This is a genomic window from Lampropedia puyangensis, from assembly GCF_004833285.1.
In the GTDB taxonomy this organism is placed as follows: Bacteria; Pseudomonadota; Gammaproteobacteria; order Burkholderiales; family Burkholderiaceae_C; genus Lampropedia; species Lampropedia puyangensis.
Map to the genome: position 1 here is coordinate 423,387 of NZ_STFG01000001.1, position 14,697 is coordinate 438,083.

Here is a 14,697-nt window from a genome sequence, read left to right on the forward strand (position 1 = left end):
GCCAGTCCTGAATCAAGCAAAAGGACGTGGAGTGCGACCAAACGCTTGCTTGCCCACAAGGAATGGGGGGTGATTGGAGAATTTCAAGAGTCCAGACGTTTTTTTCTGCTTCTCTGGGGGCAGTCAAGCGCATGCTGGCTGTTGTGGAACAGTGCTTTTAATGCGTTTTTTATACGTTCTTTTGTTCTTGGGCCGTTGGCTCAGGGACGTCGCTGGCTTGGGCACCATGCTCTTGCAGGGTCTCTTTGGCCTCTTGTTTGTCTTCAGGAGTTGCCTGCAAGCCCTCTTGTTGCGCCGCATTGTGGGGGTGGTACTGCAGCTCTACCATGACGGGGAAATGGTCGGAGCCGATGCTGGGCAGGCGTGCAATATGTACCAACTCAAAATGGTCTGAGTGGAAAAAGTGATCCAACGGCCAGCGTGCGAACCAGTGCTCTGCATGGAATGTATTCACCAGTGAGCGGCCAACCCGGGGATCCAACAATCCACTGAGCTTGCGAAACAGCCGTGTGGTGGGTGACCAGGCTACATCGTTGAGGTCTCCAGCCACGATGGCTGGCCCTTCTTCCTTTTCCAAACTTTTGGCCAGCATCAGCAGTTCAATGTCTCGCTCAGTTGATTCTGCATTTTCTGTTGGACTGGGGGGCGCTGGGTGCAAGAAATGCACGCGCACCTGCAAATCCTTGACCAAAGTCAGGCTGGCATGCATGGAGGGCACATCGTCTTCCACGAGAAATTGCGTTTGCATCTCACTGAGCGGCAAGCGCGAATACACGTGCATGCCATACAAATTGTCGAGCGGGCAGGCCATTCGGAACGGGTAATCAGCCTCGAGTGGTTGCAGTTGCTGTTGCCACCATGCATCGGTTTCCAAGGTGACGAGGATATCGGGGCGGTGCTGTTGAACCAGTGCAATCAGTGCTTGTGTGTTACGGTTGGGTGTGAGCACATTGGCGCTCATCAATTTCAGGCGGGGGCCGTGTTCATGCGCATCTGCCCAGCGCACTTCTTTGCGCCACAAAGGGGTGTACGGCATGATCCACCACAGTTGGTACAGTAAGCTGGCAAATGTGGTAATTCCAAGCCATAACGGCCAATAAGGGAAAGCGTTGGCGCCAGGCTGGAGGGGGGGTAACCATGTCAGTTGCATCAGCAATGCAATACCGAGCAATGTGGCCAGTTGTGAGCGCGGGAAGTCCCATATCCGCACCCACCATACCCGTGACTTGAAGCATGGCAGTATGGTCAATACTACCAGCAGGCTGGAGAAAACAACAATCGCAATGGACAGGGCGTTCATGCCGCACATTCTGAAGGATTGTCAGAGCCCCCATGGCCCAATACCGTATACGCCATCTAAGCGCGCTATTTCCTTATTTTGCAATGTGGCAGGTGGCCCCATCTATCCAAGTCCGGCCCTGTCTGGGCGTTTGCCGTGTTTGCGCAAATACACAGCTTTTTACCGTGCGTCGCTGGAGTGCACTTGCAAAGCCTCGAGAAAGCGTGAAACCATGTTGTAGGCCGCAATGGTTGCGGTCAGTTCAATTATTTCTTTCTCGGAAAAGTGCTGCGCCACTGCCTGAAATACGCTGTCAGGGACTTGGACTTTTTGGGTCATGACATCGGTATAGGTCAGGACGTCTCGTTGCTGTTGGCTAAACACTGTGCTGCTTTCCCAATCGGCCAGCGCATCAAGTTGCGGCTGGCTGATGCCTTCAGCCAAGGCAATAGGGGCATGTTGGTCTGCCTCATAAGGTGCGCCGTTGAGTACTGCCACACGCATGATGACAAGCTCCCGCAAGCTACCAGTGAGGCTGCTTTTCTGGCGAATCGCCGTGAGGTAACTCAGCCAGCCCTCTGCAATATTGGGACTGTGCAGCAGCATTTGGTAAAGATGCAGCACGCTGCCACGCTCTTGGGTGATGCGCTGTGCTAGTGGTGCAATTGTCGGGGAGTCTAAATTAGCATAGGCAATTCGGGCCATGGTATTTCCTTTAAGAGGGGGTCATTCAGGTGCCAGCACTTTTCGTGCGATCAAGTCGGCCATCACATCCGAGTCTTTGCGCACGCGGGCACTGAATGCGTCGGGCGCGTTGTTCACGATGTCAAATGCACTGTCGCGCAATTTTTGGGCGACTTTGGGGTCTTGCATCGTTGCTTTTGTCGCAGAGAGGATTTTCTGGCGCACGTCTTCTGGCAAGCCAGCAGGGGCGACTAAGCCAATCCATGTTGGAATTTCAAAGCCTGGAATGATCTCAGACATGGTGGGGATATTGGGCAGAGCTGTGGCACGCTGCGGGCTGCTGACCGCTAACGCACGAATGCGCCCTGACTGGATGTGAGGCAGCATGACGGACAAACCTGCAAAAGCGAAGTCCACATGCTCTCCCATCAAATCAGCAAGCAAGGGGCCTGCGCCGCGATAAGGAACATGCGTAGTCTGGAGTTTGTAGTGGTCTGATAGCGTTGCACTGTTGACATGACCCGCAGAGGCTGCGCCAGCCGAGCCGTAGGCCAACCCTGGCTTACTTTTGATGTAATCAACCAGCTCTTGCACAGATTGCACCGGCAAATTTTCACGCACTACTAATACTTGTGGTGTGGTGACAAGCAGGCTTAAATAATCAAACGAGGTGAACGTATCAAAACGCAGGTTGGCAATGGTGTGGTGGTTGACCGCTTGGGAGTCGAGTGCCAGCATCAAGGTGTAGCCATCTGGCTTCGCTCTGGCCAAGTCTGCGGCAGCCAGAGAGCCGCTTGCCCCAGGCTTGTTTTCAACCACAACCGTTTGACCTAGGTGTTTGCCCAGCGTTTCGTTGATGGTGCGCGCAGTTTGGTCCACAGCGCCGCCAGGGGCAAAGGGCACAAGAAGCCGAATGGGCTGCGTGGGCCAACCATTGGAAAAGGCCGTTTGTGTGGCCAAAAGCAAGGCCGCTCCTAGGGTACCGGTCAACCAGGTTCTTCTTTGAATGCGCATATTAATGTCTCCTTTTGTTGTATTGAAATCGTGTGCCGTACAGATCTTTTGATGCTCTACCTCAGGGCTCTCTTTAGCGTGTAGCTGCCACAAGGCCGCCATCCACCACAATTTCTGTTCCTGTGATGTAGCGGCTTTCATCTGCCACCAGAAACAGCACGGCATGTGCGGTATCCCACCCGCTGCCCATGTGGCCAATGGGGACTTGGTTGTGGCGTTGTGCAATAAAGCCTTCTGTATCGCCGGCAGCGTATTTACTGGCCAGGCCTTCAATCAAAGGGGTATTCATCAGGCCAGGCACCACGCAATTGAGGCGAATCCCATCTTTTCCATGAATGACTGCGCTGGTTCGGGTGAATTGCATCAATCCTGCCTTGGCTGCGGCATAAGCAACCTGCGGCTTGCCGATGTAACGCAGCCCGGCAACAGATGACACGTTCACAATGGCTCCGCCGCCTTGCTGGCGCATGTGTGGGATTACGTATTTGCAGCCTAGAAATGCGCTGGTCATGTTGACTTGAAGTTGGGCGTTCCAGATGTCTTCATCCATATCCTCGGGCCCTCCGCGCATGGAAAGCCCAACGTTGTTGACAAGAATGTCGATGCGGCCATGTTTTTGCAGGCATTGGTTGACCGCCTCCTGTACTTGATTCGAATCGGTTGCATCGCATGCCATTACGCAAGCATTGAGTCCCTCTTGTCGCAGACACTCCAAAGTGTTTTGCGCATGGTCTAACACCAAGTCTGTACCAAATACCTGTGCCCCTTGTCGCGCCAATAGCACAGAGGTTGCCCGGCCATTCCCCCACCCGTCAGCCACTGCGCCACAGCCGAAGACCAGTGCCACTTTCCCATTTAAGTCCAGCATGTGTGTTTTTCCTTGTTCTCAATCGTTGATTTCTTTATTGATTCTAGGAATGCTGCTTTAATTGATGAAATACTTTTTTTCTTTCAATTAATAGATTCATTGCATGAATATTCAGCCGAGGCATTTGCGCATTTTTGTGGCATTGGCGCACAGCCTGAATTTTAGTCGCACCGCCGACCAGTTCTTCATTACGCAGCCTTCTTTGAGCAAGGCGGTGAAGGATTTTGAGGACATACTTGGTGTTGCGCTGTTCGAGCGCTCCACCCGCACTGTTCGCTTGACGCACAGTGGAGCAGAGCTTTTGCCATTGGCAACCCAACTACTGGGTGAACTCGATGGCGGGTTACAGCAGTTGCAGCAGCTGGCAGGCAGTGTTTCGCGAAAGCTTTCCATAGCCGCTTTGCCTTCGTTGGCCAGTACTTTGTTGCCAGTGCCGGTGTTGCACTTACAACGCCAGCCTCAGAATCCTGTAGCTATTCGCATTTATGACGGTTCGGACAGCGCATCGGTGCAGCGATTGTTGCGCTACCAAGTGGACTTTGCACTTGCCAGCTCGCATGCCATCGGTCAAGAGCTCCGTTATGAGGAGTTACTTCGTGACCGGTTTGTGGTGGTAGGCGCCAAATCGTGGCATGCTGCTTTGGCACGCCCACTCTCGTTGGATGCATTAGCCAAACTGCCGGTCATCACCATGACGGATCAGAGTTCAAGCGCTAAGTATTTGATGGCCGCCTACCTGCAGAAAGGTAAAGTGTTTCAGCCTTTGTTGCAGCTTGACCAAGTAGGGACAATTTGTTCTTTTGTCGAGCAGGGCGTAGGCGTTGCAGTTTTGCCTTACCTAGGCGCTATTCCGTTGCTTGCTGTGAAAGGCTTGCGATGCCAGGATATTGTGGATGGCCCGGTTCGCTCCATTGGCATTGTCACGCGTGACTCAGCCAAGCTATCGGTATTGGCTGAGCAAGCCTTGAATTTAGTGACCGATGCTGCGCAAAAATTGGCAAATCAGAGGCCTGAATGGCTGGTTACCTCACGCAGCAAGTAGTTCAATAGCCATGCTTATCGGTTTTGCTGAGGTGGAAACACACGATACCAAAAACCATAGACAGAGCATGCAGCACAAAATGAAAAAGCCCACTCCAAGGTAGTAAACAGCATCAACGCAAAGCAAGGTGCAATCCATAGCGGGCTCCCCAAGGAATAGGCCAATAGCGAAACACTGCTGGCGATAAATAGGACTTTGTTGGCAAACATTTTGGCGCCTGCGTTTTCCTTTTTGCCAGCCCAGCCGTTGATCTCAAACGACTTGGCCAATACGCGGTGCAAGGGGCAAAAGTAGTGCCCCAGAAAACCACGAACGAATCCCTGCACCACGAGAATTCCCATGCACCATGGCGTGATTTTCCATGCAGCCAAGCAGACAAGAAAGCTGACAAAGGCTTCCCATCGGGTAACGTTAGACCAAACGGGTGGCAAATCGAATCTAAGCATGGTCGTTCCTTTTGTATTAGAGATTGGGCAACATTGATGTGATTGTATTTCTTGATATTAGTATATTAGAAATTAATAATATTTATTGTCTGTGTCCTACTAAATTTGAAAGCATGCAGCAATGCTGGCATAGCGCATCTGGCAGGGCATGAACCAGATGCGTGCATAGTTTGTTCGGGCGCGAGAGGGTAGCAGTCAATACACCCACATGCCTTGGCGATAATGCATGGGTTATTGCCTAACTTGCAGCCATGAACGTTCCTTCCAATAACCATTTTCAATTTATGCGTGATAACGTGGCACAAGCTGCTGACATGCTGCGTTTGTTGAGCAACGAACATCGGTTGCTAGTGCTTTGCTTACTGTTGGAACAGGGTGAAATGTCGGTTACCGCCTTATTGGAGCACTTGGAGATTGGGCAGTCGGCACTGTCGCAACATCTGGCTAAATTGCGCGCTGCCCGTTTGGTGACCTATCGACGAGATGCGCAAGTGCTGTATTACCGTATCCAAAGCAACGATGTGAGCCAATTGATCGCCACGCTCAAGCAGATTTACTGCCCTTGAGGACTTGTTTGTATTGAGACCTTTGACTACACGTCTGCTTATGTCGCGCATGCGAGCTGGCACGTAAAGAAGAGATGTAGTGGCTTAGAACGTGCTTGCTATCGCCAAGTAGACCGCATTGGAATTCAAAAGGATGAGATGCGCGGCAAAAAGCGCAGTCGGGCTATCTGCCCGGCTTTAGAGTCTTACGCGACTGCGTGGAGAGCGTAAATACGTTCTTAGTTTCTGAATTCGATCTCAACGGTTTGATCCAGTTCTTGGCTGCTGCGGTAGGGCCAAGGGTTTGCGCGCCAAATGGCGGCAAGGACTGCACGATCGTATTGACTGTTGCCACTTGATTGGTTGATCGCGGCAGTTCGTACGGTGCCATCGTGTGAGATGGTGGCCTTGACTTTGGCAGTGATACCGAGCGGTGTTTCTGCTGGCGTATTCAGATAACTGCGAATATGCAGAGCTAGGCGCGCGCTGTCTGTCTGGGCTGTTTGGCCGAGTGCTAAGAATGGCGTCAAGAGGACGGAAAGTAAAAATGCAAAGTGCATCTGAATTCTTTTGGTCATAGAAACGTACCGCATTGCAGATCAGATGTGCCAACGTTCCCTTTTGCCATAAAGCGGCGAGAAGTGGTCAAAAGAAAAGGGGTTACGCCTTTAAGCGTAACCCCTTTGAATTTGGTGGCGCATCAGGGATTCGAACCCCGGACCTGCGGATTATGATTCCGTCGCTCTAACCAGCTGAGCTAATGCGCCAAAGACCGAGATTGTAGCGTGTATTTTTAGATTAAAAGATAAAAAGAAGAAAAAATTCAAAAAGGCAGTTGATGTGCGTGCAGCGTGAAGTTCTTTTTGATGGGGCCTTATCTGGATGTCATCAATCCCATCAATAAGTGGTTGGTTTATTGTGTGGAGGCGGGGCTCAGTCTGTTCTATCAGATCAATTTGTCGCGCGGGGTCATGATTTTGCGCAAGGGTTTGACATTGGTGTGAGGTGAGTTGATGGTTTGCAGGCTTTCGCAGGCAGCACCTTCATTCCAGTCAGGCTCTTCAATTTCATCAAATATTTGGCGTAACTTTTCTCCCCAGCTTTTGCGTAGGTTACGAAAGTAGGCGTTGTCTTCTCCAATGCTGGCAACACGGCTTGCTGTAAACGCATCGCGTTCGTACACGACTAAATCCAGGGGCATACCGACAGACAGGTTGGATTTGAGCGTACTGTCCATGGAGACTAGGGCGCATTTGGCAGCCTCGCCCAAGGGTAATTCTGGTGCAATCACCCGATCAAGCACAGGTTTGCCATATTTGAATTCACCGATTTGGAAAAATGGCGTTTCATTGGTGGCTTCAATGAAATTACCTGCCGCGTATACCTGAAATAAGCGCGGCGCTTCGCCATGGATCTGTCCGCCAAAGAGAAATGAGACGTTGAAGTCAATGCCTGCTTTGCGAAGCTCATCGCCATCTCGCTCATGTAAATGGCGAACTGCAGCTCCCAGGATGCGTGCAGCCTCAAACATGCTCGTCGCATTCCAGATGGTGATGGGCGCGCCAGTGCTGGAGTCTTCAATTTGCTGTGTTTGGAGCAATTCACGAATCGTTTGCGTGATGCTGAGGTTGCCCGCTGAGAGTAGTGCCATGAAGCGACTACCTGTTTCTTCATAAAGCACCATCTTGCGAAAGGAGCTAATGTTGTCGAGTCCTGCATTGGTGCGTGAGTCGGACAAAAACACAAGTCCGGCGTTTGTTTTGATGGCGACGCAGTAAGTCATGGTGTCAACAAATAAAAGCCATGGCCGCGTTGGTTGCTGGTATAGGCTGTTGTTGGGGGGCGTTGGTATTTGAAGCAGATCACAGAAAAGCGCTCGGGGCTAGGGCTGCGCGCTGCATGTGCAATGCTAAGTGTAGCGCCTATGCTTTTTCAGCGGCTACGGTCTTGAAGACGCGGTCAGGGAAAGGCGATGAGCGGTAGTAATGTGTGTTTGTACACAGAATCGAACAATCGAGCGTGTTGACTGCCTGTGGCGGCAGCATGCAAGCCAAAGGTGGCGTGCCACAATACAGACCTCTGTCGCGCTAAGGCCCGTTGAATTGATGGGTGGGGGCGGGCAGAAGATGTCTTTGTATTGTTGTCTGCGTTGTCTGCTATGTCTGTCCCCTTCAAGATGATCACTATTTCCTCTCGCGAGAATGCCCAGGTAAAGGCTTGGCGCAGGCTTGCACAAGAGCCGCATGCTTACCGCAAAACGGGGCAGGTTTGGCTGGAAGGGGAGCATTTGTGCAGTGTGGCGAAGCAAGCGTGTGTGCCTGTGCAGGCATTGGTGTTGTCGCAGTCACGCTGGGATGCCGGTGAGCTGGAGCAATGGCTTCCTGCTGCCCTGCCCAATGGCGCGGCTGGGCAGCGTTTATCTGTTGTTGTGCTCGATGATGCTTTGTTTGCGCATGTCAGCGGGCTGGAGAGTGCGGCAGGCCTCGCTTATGTCATGCCCTGTGGAGATGAGGTTCTGACTGCACAGCCAGGGCAACCAACGGTGGTGCTTGATCGCTTGCAGGATGCAGGCAATGTGGGGGCGATTTTGCGGTGTGCGGCTGCATTTGGTTTCAAACAGATTGTGGCCGTTCAAGGCACTGCAGCACTGTGGTCCCCTAAGGTGTTGCGTGCAGGTATGGGCGCCCATTTTGGCCTGCGATTAGTTGAGCAAGCACAACCTCAGGATGTGCTTGCATTGCAGGTGCCTTTGCTGATTACCAGCTCACATGAAGGGGCGTATTTGCATCAGGCGGATTTGCCATGGCCTTGCGCTTGGGTAATGGGGCATGAGGGGCAGGGCGTTGGGGCTGCGTTAAGTGCGCTGGCGCATACGCCTGTACGCATTGCGCAGCCAGGCGGGCAAGAATCGTTGAATGTGGCAACTGCTGCGGCCATATGCTTGCATGCGAGCGCAGCTGCGTGGGCGTGATTGCCACTGCCCTATGAAAGGGGCTTCGTACTTCTTTTGGTTTTTGAGGGCGCCCCATCGAGGCGATGCCTGTGTCACTTTTTAAAGCAGCTTCTACCGTTTCTGTTCTGACCTTGTTTTCTCGCGTGACAGGACTGGCACGTGACTTGTTGATGGCAACCCTGTTTGGTGCCAACGCCTTAACCGACGCCTTCAATGTGGCGTTTCGCATTCCCAATTTGTTTCGGCGTTTGTTTGCTGAGGGCGCATTCAGTCAAGCCTTTGTGCCTGTCTTGGCGGGTACGCGTGCGCAAGAGGGCGATGCGGCAACCAAGCAATTGATCGACCGTGTCGCTACTGTATTGGCGTGGGTATTGTTGTTGTTTAGCGTTTTGGGGGTATTGGCCGCGCCATTGCTGGTGTGGTTGTTGGCCAGTGGCTTGCGTCAAGAAGGGGATTCGTTTGATGCTGCGGTGATGATGACGCGTTGGATGTTTCCTTATATCGCATGCATGTCCTTGGTGGCTTTGTCTGCTGGTGTGCTCAATACGTGGTGTCGCTACGCGGTGCCTGCGGCTACCCCGGTGTTGCTCAATATCAGCATGATTGTTGCTGCGATCATCTTGGCGCCTTGGTTTGTGCGTCACGGCATTGAGCCTATTTATGCCATGGCTGTGGGTGTAATGGCGGGGGGCATATTGCAATTGGCGGTGCAAATTCCGGCACTCAAAAAAATGGGGCTGTTGCCACGCCTTGCCTGGCGGCCGAGCCAGATACGAATAGCTTGGCACGATGGTGGTGTGCGGCGCATTTTGGGCTTGATGGCACCCGCTTTGCTGGGTGTGGGGGTGGCGCAAATTTCTTTGATGATCAACACACAAATTGCTTCGTATTTGCAACCGGGTAGCGTGACTTGGTTGTTTTATGCCGATCGGTTGATGGAATTCCCTACTGCCTTATTGGGCGTGGCTTTAGGTGTTGTATTGACGCCGCATTTGGCTGCGGCCAAAGCGGCGCAAGACAGCAGCAATTACTCCGCCATGCTGGATTGGGGCTTGCGTATGGTTTTTACCTTGGCCTTGCCTTGTGCTGTGGGGCTGCTCTTTTTTGCCAAACCATTGGTGGCCAGCCTGTTTCATTACGGGGCATTGCATGATTCCGATGTGACGAACATTGCCACGGCCTTGATGGGTTATGGCGTGGGCCTGTTGGGGTTAGTAGCAATCAAGGTGCTGGCGCCAGGCTATTACGCCAGCCAGGATATGCGTACACCCGTCAAGGTGGCAGTGTTTGTATTGGTACTAACGCAGGCATTTAACGCGGCCTTGGTGCCTGTTTTGGGGCATGCAGGGCTGGCGCTATCCATTGGTTTGGGGGCGCTGGTCAATGCGCTGTGGTTGCTGATAGGTTTGGTGCGGCGCGGCGCCTATATGCCTACGCCAGGTTGGGGGCGGTTTGGTTTTCAGGTGCTGGCCGGTTTGATTGCCTTGGCCATGTTCTTGTGGTGGGCATCGCAGTGGCTTGATTGGGTGGCTCTGCGTCAAACCCCGTGGTTGCGTATTGCACATTTGAGTTGGATGTTGGCTGCATCTGCTGTGGTGTACTTCGGCGTGCTATGGGCCGCGCGCTGTGACTTGCGCGGTTTGCTGCGTATTTCGCGTCGCTTGGGTTAATACGCAGGCCAAGCGATAGAGCTGGGATAGAGCTGCGACAGGGCTGTGTTTTGTTTGCCCGGCTCTGTCGGGTTTTGCATGCGCTGCTACACTGTTTTTGAGTGCTGCGGTGGCTTGCTGCCATCTGCATGCAGTGAATGTGCATGAGCCCCAGGCCCCACAACGTGATGTGACCGACCCGATGCGTTTGAACTTGCTTCCTCCTTCTCCCCTTGAGTATTTCACTAGCCTAGTGCAAAGCGATGCTGAGCTGCCGCTGTTGGAAGCGGTGGTTAGTTTGGCTCAGGACGAATACCCTGATCTGGATTTGGAGCATAGCCTCTCGGTGGTAGACAAGATGCAGTCGCGCCTGCGCAAGCGCAATGCGCAAAACGGCTCTGTGCTGGAGCGAATTCACCAATTGAACCAGTTTTTCTATGGTGAGCTGGGCTTTGCACTCAACACCAACGATTACTACGATCCTGATAACAGCTACCTGCACCATGTGTTGGAGACAAGGCGTGGCATTCCTATCTCGATTGGGGTGCTGTGGTTGGAGCTGGCCCGCAGTATCGGCTTAGATGTCTATGGAGTTTCATTTCCGGGACACTTCATGCTCAAGGTATTGTTGGCACAAGGGCAGGTCATTCTTGACCCTTTAACGGGTAAGTCGTTTTCCAGTCAAGAGCTCACCCATCAGTTGCAAGCGCAAATTCCACGCTTATCGCTGTACAACGAAGAAACCATGCCGCTGGGGCTTTTCTTGCAAAGCGCCTCGCCGCGTGAGATCCTCACGCGTATGCTGCGTAACCTCAAAGAAATATTCCGCGTGCAGCAAGATGGGGCAAGGCAACTGGCCGTGATGGAGCGTCTAGTGATCTTGCTGCCCAAAGATTGGATCGAGCGCCGCGACCGTGGTCTGGCTTATGAAGCCGTTGGCCGCACGCAAGAGGCCATGGTTGATTTTCAGTCTTATCTGGATTTTTCCAGGGAAGCTTTGGATGCAACCGAGATTGCGCAAAAGCTGCAGGCGCTGAAAAATCAAGCTTGAGTTCGGCTGCTGTTGGTGGTGTTTCTTCTCAAATATCCTCTAGCAATGCGTAGGGAACTGCTTTGATGGAAATAGGGGTTTCCATTGGAGCTTCTCCTTGCGCTTGTGCTTCGGTGTGCCGAATGACCAGGTGCTGGGCTGCAGTGTCGGTTTTGATGGAAATGAGTGCATCGAATGATCCGTTTGCGCTGGCCGGATCCTGTGCGACTTGCACAACAGTGCCGCAAGGTTGCTCGAGATCTTCTGTGCTGTAAATTTCTGCCCCGGTCGCTGGTACTGGCAGCTTTTGGCCGTGGGCTAGATAGGTTCGGCGTTTGATGGCTCCTCTGAATTGGCTGCGTGCGACCACTTCTTGGCCTGGATAGCAGCCTTTTTTGAAATTGATACCGCCGACGGACTCGTAGTTGAGCATTTGGGGGACAAACAAATCGACCACTGGGGCGCTGATGGTGGCTATGCCAGATAGCACTTCAGACCATGCCCATGTTTTTGCCAAGATATCTTGCTTGTCTGGCGCTGCGAGGTCTGCAATGCAGGCTGGAAGTTGTGCTTGGCTTGGTTGAATGTAGAGTGCCCGAGGTTGCTGTGCTGCAGGGTAAAGGGTGATCGACCATGCTGGCACGTGGGTGGATTCAGGTTCAACGCCGCCGGCGTCAACAGCTTTCGGTTGTGGGCCTGTTTGCGCATCGGTGTTGCTAAAACATTGCCATGGCATGAATTCTTCTACGGTATTGCCATGCATAGACTGCACGACGGTGCTGACTGCTTGGCCTAAAGCGCCGAGGAGCTGCCATTGCCCACTGGCATCGATGATTTTGACTTTTGCACGCAGGATGAACATGGAGAGGCGCTTTTGCACCGCAGCCAAAATGCTGTGGTGCACGAACAGGAGCACATCGTGCGGTCCATAGCGCACAGCAATAAAACTCGCTTGCATGCGGCCTTTGGCGCTGAGAAATGCGGCCAAGCGTGCTTGGTTGTGCTTGAGCAGGGCAAAGTCGTTGCTCAGCTGTCCTTGTAGGAAACTCAAGGTGTCTGGGCCCGTGCAATGGAGTACGCCGATATCGGGCACGGGGGTGATGGCGTTGGAGGGCAGTGTCATAGTCAAAAATGTACCTTTGCACCTGTGCTTGAATGGAGTAACAAGCTTGGTGTGATCAAGAAAAGATAGCGCGTTTGGGGGAATTGGTGTTGTGCCCCTTTGGGGTTGCGGTTCAACGGCCAGAATAGGCCGGGCAAGATGCATTGAAATCGGTTCGAGTGACTTTTAAATCATGCTATTGTCCCAAGCTTTCGTGCGAGACGTTATTTGCCTGGTTGGAGTCGTTGCCCTACATAGGCGGCTGCTTGACTAACCGGGAAATGGTTCAAGGTAGATACGATCTTTGTGCAACGCAATGGTTTTGAAAGTGCAATTTTTAACAGAGGAATGTGAGTTTTGCTGCGCCGTTTGTTTTTTCTCTTGATTCTTGTGCTGGCATTGTTAGGGGCTGCGTTGGCCTCTGTCGTGTGGTGGCGCGACCAGCCTTTGCAGATCGCATCAACACCTGCTGAATTGACGATTGCGCGAGGCACATCTGCGCGTGGGGTTGCTGAGCAGTTGGTGTCCTCAGGAGTGATGACCGTCCCTTCCGATCTGTTGTATGCATGGTTGCGTATAACGGGTGAAGGTACGCGCATCAAGGCGGGCTATTACGAGTTTGAGTCTGGCATGACCCCTCAGCAAGTGATTGATCGCCTGGTCAAGGGGGAGCAAAGTTTGCACCCTCTGACGATTGTGGAAGGATGGACATTCAAGCAAATCCGAGCGTTACTGGCGCAGCAGCCGTTGCAGCACGATACCGCCGACTTGAGTGATGTACAAATCATGGAAAAACTAGGCCGCAAAGGGCTGGCGCCAGAGGGACGCTTCTTTCCCGATACCTACCTGTTTGCCAAAGGCAGTAGTGAGTTGGCCGTACTCAAGCAATCCATGGAGGCGATGGACCGCATGCTGGAGGCTGCATGGCAGCAGCGGGATCGAGCGACTCCGTTGAAAACGCCTGAAGAGGCATTGGTACTGGCCAGCATTGTGGAAAAAGAAACTGGTATGCATACCGATCGAGGTCGCATTGCCGGTGTTTTTGTGAACCGTTTGCGTGCAGGCATGCTGCTGCAGACAGACCCTACCGTGATTTATGGCTTGGGCGATGAATATGATGGCCGTTTACGCCGCCGCCACTTGGAGGCCGATACGCCATGGAATACATATACGCGTGTCGGGCTGCCGCCTACTCCTATTGCGATGCCTGGCAAAGAGTCATTGCTTGCGGCTGTGCAGCCTGAGAAAACCACGTCCTACTACTTTGTAGCGCGTGGTGACGGCACCAGTGAATTCAGCGACAACTTGCAGCAACATAATCGAGCTGTTAATCGTTTTATCAGGGGGCGGCCATGACCGAGCCTGTACCAGTGCATCAGGTACCGCTTACGCGCAAAGGGTGGTTTATCAGTGTCGAGGGGATTGATGGCGCAGGTAAGTCCTCGCACATCCAGGCGATGGCGACAGCCCTAGAGCGGCAAGGACATGAAGTCGTCCTCACGCGCGAACCAGGAGGAACCCCGCTGGGTGAAAAATTGCGTGCTCTGTTGTTGCACGATGCAATGGACGCCTTGACGGAGACGTTGCTGGCATTTGCTGCACGACGCCAGCACATGCGTGAAGTGATTGTTCCTGCTCTTGCTCGTGGTGCCAGTGTGGTTTGTGACCGGTTTACGGATGCAACGTTTGCCTACCAAGGCTATGGGCGTGGCGTGGCATTGCAGCAGCTCATGCAGTTGGAGCAATGGGTGCAAGGGGATTGGCTTCTGCAGGATATTCGGCAAAGCGAGCAGGGACAAACGTATGTCACGCCTTCGCCTGGAGTATTGCAGCCTGATTGGACGTTATGGTTTGACGTTCCACCTGAGGTGGCTGCAGCCAGACTACAAAACGCCCGCGAGCCTGATCGTTTTGAGGCTGAAGCCCGTGTGTTTTTTGAGCGTGTGGCAGCTGGCTATGCCCAGCGTGCGGCAGCGGAACCACAGCGGTGGATTCGTGTGGTCTCGGATGCGCCACGCGAAGCTGTGCAGGCAGCGGTTTTGAGTGCATTGACCGAGCGCGGTGTGCTGCGTAAGGAGGGCTGAT

The 14,697-nt window shown here is 53.0% G+C and carries 15 protein-coding genes and 1 tRNA gene; 7 read left to right on the plus strand and 9 right to left on the minus strand.

Features of this window, described 5'->3' with window-relative positions; translation table 11 throughout:
* Positions 1–169 precede the first annotated feature (169 nt).
* From E9531_RS01715 to E9531_RS01730, 4 genes are all read right to left on the minus strand, one after another.
* On the minus strand, positions 170–1,300 hold the full coding sequence (locus E9531_RS01715; protein ID WP_136571997.1) for an endonuclease/exonuclease/phosphatase family protein: 1,131 nt from the start codon (positions 1,298–1,300) through the stop codon (positions 170–172).
* Positions 1,301–1,459: 159 nt separating this feature from the next.
* Entirely contained in the window at positions 1,460–1,984 is a 525-nt protein-coding gene (locus E9531_RS01720) for a carboxymuconolactone decarboxylase family protein (RefSeq protein WP_136571998.1), read from the minus strand.
* Positions 1,985–2,005: 21 nt separating this feature from the next.
* Positions 2,006–2,977, minus strand: coding sequence for a Bug family tripartite tricarboxylate transporter substrate binding protein (locus E9531_RS01725; protein WP_136571999.1), 972 nt, complete (start codon positions 2,975–2,977; stop codon positions 2,006–2,008).
* A 73-nt stretch (positions 2,978–3,050) separates the two neighbouring features.
* Positions 3,051–3,845: an SDR family NAD(P)-dependent oxidoreductase gene (locus tag E9531_RS01730; protein WP_136572000.1), complete on the minus strand. Its 795-nt coding sequence runs from the start codon at positions 3,843–3,845 to the stop codon at positions 3,051–3,053.
* 103 nt (positions 3,846–3,948) lie between these two features.
* Here E9531_RS01730 and E9531_RS01735 point away from each other — a divergent pair, with 103 nt between their 5' ends.
* Entirely contained in the window at positions 3,949–4,887 is a 939-nt protein-coding gene (locus E9531_RS01735; RefSeq protein ID WP_136572001.1) for a LysR family transcriptional regulator, read from the plus strand.
* A 14-nt stretch (positions 4,888–4,901) separates the two neighbouring features.
* Here E9531_RS01735 and E9531_RS01740 read toward each other — a convergent pair whose 3' ends face one another.
* Positions 4,902–5,333, minus strand: a complete 432-nt coding sequence (locus E9531_RS01740) for a DUF4395 family protein (protein WP_136572002.1) — start codon at positions 5,331–5,333, stop codon at positions 4,902–4,904.
* Between the two features lie 251 nt (positions 5,334–5,584).
* On the opposite strand from E9531_RS01740, the gene E9531_RS01745 reads away from it, so the two are divergent.
* Positions 5,585–5,899: an ArsR/SmtB family transcription factor gene (locus E9531_RS01745; RefSeq protein ID WP_136572003.1), complete on the plus strand. Its 315-nt coding sequence runs from the start codon at positions 5,585–5,587 to the stop codon at positions 5,897–5,899.
* A gap of 218 nt (positions 5,900–6,117) precedes the next feature.
* Here the strand turns inward: E9531_RS01745 and E9531_RS01750 are convergent, their stop codons facing one another.
* The 3 genes from E9531_RS01750 to E9531_RS01760 all read right to left on the minus strand — a co-directional run bounded on the left by E9531_RS01750 (position 6,118) and on the right by E9531_RS01760 (position 7,661).
* A complete protein-coding gene (locus E9531_RS01750; protein WP_158291697.1) occupies positions 6,118–6,456 on the minus strand; it encodes a TonB family protein in 339 nt (112 codons plus the stop codon).
* Positions 6,457–6,568: 112 nt separating this feature from the next.
* Positions 6,569–6,645, minus strand: a tRNA-Met gene (locus E9531_RS01755).
* A 179-nt stretch (positions 6,646–6,824) separates the two neighbouring features.
* Positions 6,825–7,661 (minus strand): proteasome-type protease, encoded by an 837-nt coding sequence (locus tag E9531_RS01760; RefSeq protein WP_136572005.1) that lies wholly within the window; start codon positions 7,659–7,661, stop codon positions 6,825–6,827.
* 375 nt (positions 7,662–8,036) lie between these two features.
* Between E9531_RS01760 and E9531_RS01765 the strand changes: the two genes are divergently transcribed.
* The 3 genes from E9531_RS01765 to E9531_RS01775 all read left to right on the plus strand — a co-directional run bounded on the left by E9531_RS01765 (position 8,037) and on the right by E9531_RS01775 (position 11,531).
* Positions 8,037–8,849, plus strand: coding sequence for a TrmH family RNA methyltransferase (locus E9531_RS01765; protein ID WP_136572006.1), 813 nt, complete (start codon positions 8,037–8,039; stop codon positions 8,847–8,849).
* 71 nt (positions 8,850–8,920) lie between these two features.
* Positions 8,921–10,501, plus strand: coding sequence for a murein biosynthesis integral membrane protein MurJ (gene murJ / locus E9531_RS01770; RefSeq protein ID WP_136572007.1), 1,581 nt, complete (start codon positions 8,921–8,923; stop codon positions 10,499–10,501).
* A 139-nt stretch (positions 10,502–10,640) separates the two neighbouring features.
* On the plus strand, positions 10,641–11,531 hold the full coding sequence (locus tag E9531_RS01775; protein ID WP_342210840.1) for a SirB1 family protein: 891 nt from the start codon (positions 10,641–10,643) through the stop codon (positions 11,529–11,531).
* Positions 11,532–11,559: 28 nt separating this feature from the next.
* Here the strand turns inward: E9531_RS01775 and ygfZ are convergent, their stop codons facing one another.
* Positions 11,560–12,633, minus strand: a complete 1,074-nt coding sequence (gene ygfZ, locus E9531_RS01780; protein WP_136572008.1) for a CAF17-like 4Fe-4S cluster assembly/insertion protein YgfZ — start codon at positions 12,631–12,633, stop codon at positions 11,560–11,562.
* 339 nt (positions 12,634–12,972) lie between these two features.
* On the opposite strand from ygfZ, the gene mltG reads away from it, so the two are divergent.
* Both mltG and tmk read left to right on the plus strand, forming a co-directional pair.
* Positions 12,973–13,968 (plus strand): endolytic transglycosylase MltG, encoded by a 996-nt coding sequence (gene mltG / locus E9531_RS01785; protein WP_136572253.1) that lies wholly within the window; start codon positions 12,973–12,975, stop codon positions 13,966–13,968.
* Positions 13,965–14,696, plus strand: coding sequence for a dTMP kinase (tmk, locus tag E9531_RS01790; RefSeq protein WP_136572009.1), 732 nt, complete (start codon positions 13,965–13,967; stop codon positions 14,694–14,696). The genes mltG and tmk overlap by 4 nt, the downstream gene beginning before the upstream one ends.
* The last annotated feature ends 1 nt before the right edge of the window (position 14,697 follow it).

Coding starts and splice junctions, on each gene's coding strand:
- E9531_RS01715 (WP_136571997.1), bottom strand. CDS start 1,300: ATGAACGCCCTGTCCATTGCGATTGTTGTTTTCTCCAGCCTGCTGGTA.
- E9531_RS01720 (WP_136571998.1), bottom strand. CDS start 1,984: ATGGCCCGAATTGCCTATGCTAATTTAGACTCCCCGACAATTGCACCA.
- E9531_RS01725 (WP_136571999.1), bottom strand. CDS start 2,977: ATGCGCATTCAAAGAAGAACCTGGTTGACCGGTACCCTAGGAGCGGCC.
- E9531_RS01730 (WP_136572000.1), bottom strand. CDS start 3,845: ATGCTGGACTTAAATGGGAAAGTGGCACTGGTCTTCGGCTGTGGCGCA.
- E9531_RS01735 (WP_136572001.1), top strand. CDS start 3,949: ATGAATATTCAGCCGAGGCATTTGCGCATTTTTGTGGCATTGGCGCAC.
- E9531_RS01740 (WP_136572002.1), bottom strand. CDS start 5,333: ATGCTTAGATTCGATTTGCCACCCGTTTGGTCTAACGTTACCCGATGG.
- E9531_RS01745 (WP_136572003.1), top strand. CDS start 5,585: ATGAACGTTCCTTCCAATAACCATTTTCAATTTATGCGTGATAACGTG.
- E9531_RS01750 (WP_158291697.1), bottom strand. CDS start 6,456: ATGACCAAAAGAATTCAGATGCACTTTGCATTTTTACTTTCCGTCCTC.
- E9531_RS01760 (WP_136572005.1), bottom strand. CDS start 7,661: ATGACTTACTGCGTCGCCATCAAAACAAACGCCGGACTTGTGTTTTTG.
- E9531_RS01765 (WP_136572006.1), top strand. CDS start 8,037: ATGTCTGTCCCCTTCAAGATGATCACTATTTCCTCTCGCGAGAATGCC.
- ygfZ (WP_136572008.1), bottom strand. CDS start 12,633: ATGACACTGCCCTCCAACGCCATCACCCCCGTGCCCGATATCGGCGTA.
- tmk (WP_136572009.1), top strand. CDS start 13,965: ATGACCGAGCCTGTACCAGTGCATCAGGTACCGCTTACGCGCAAAGGG.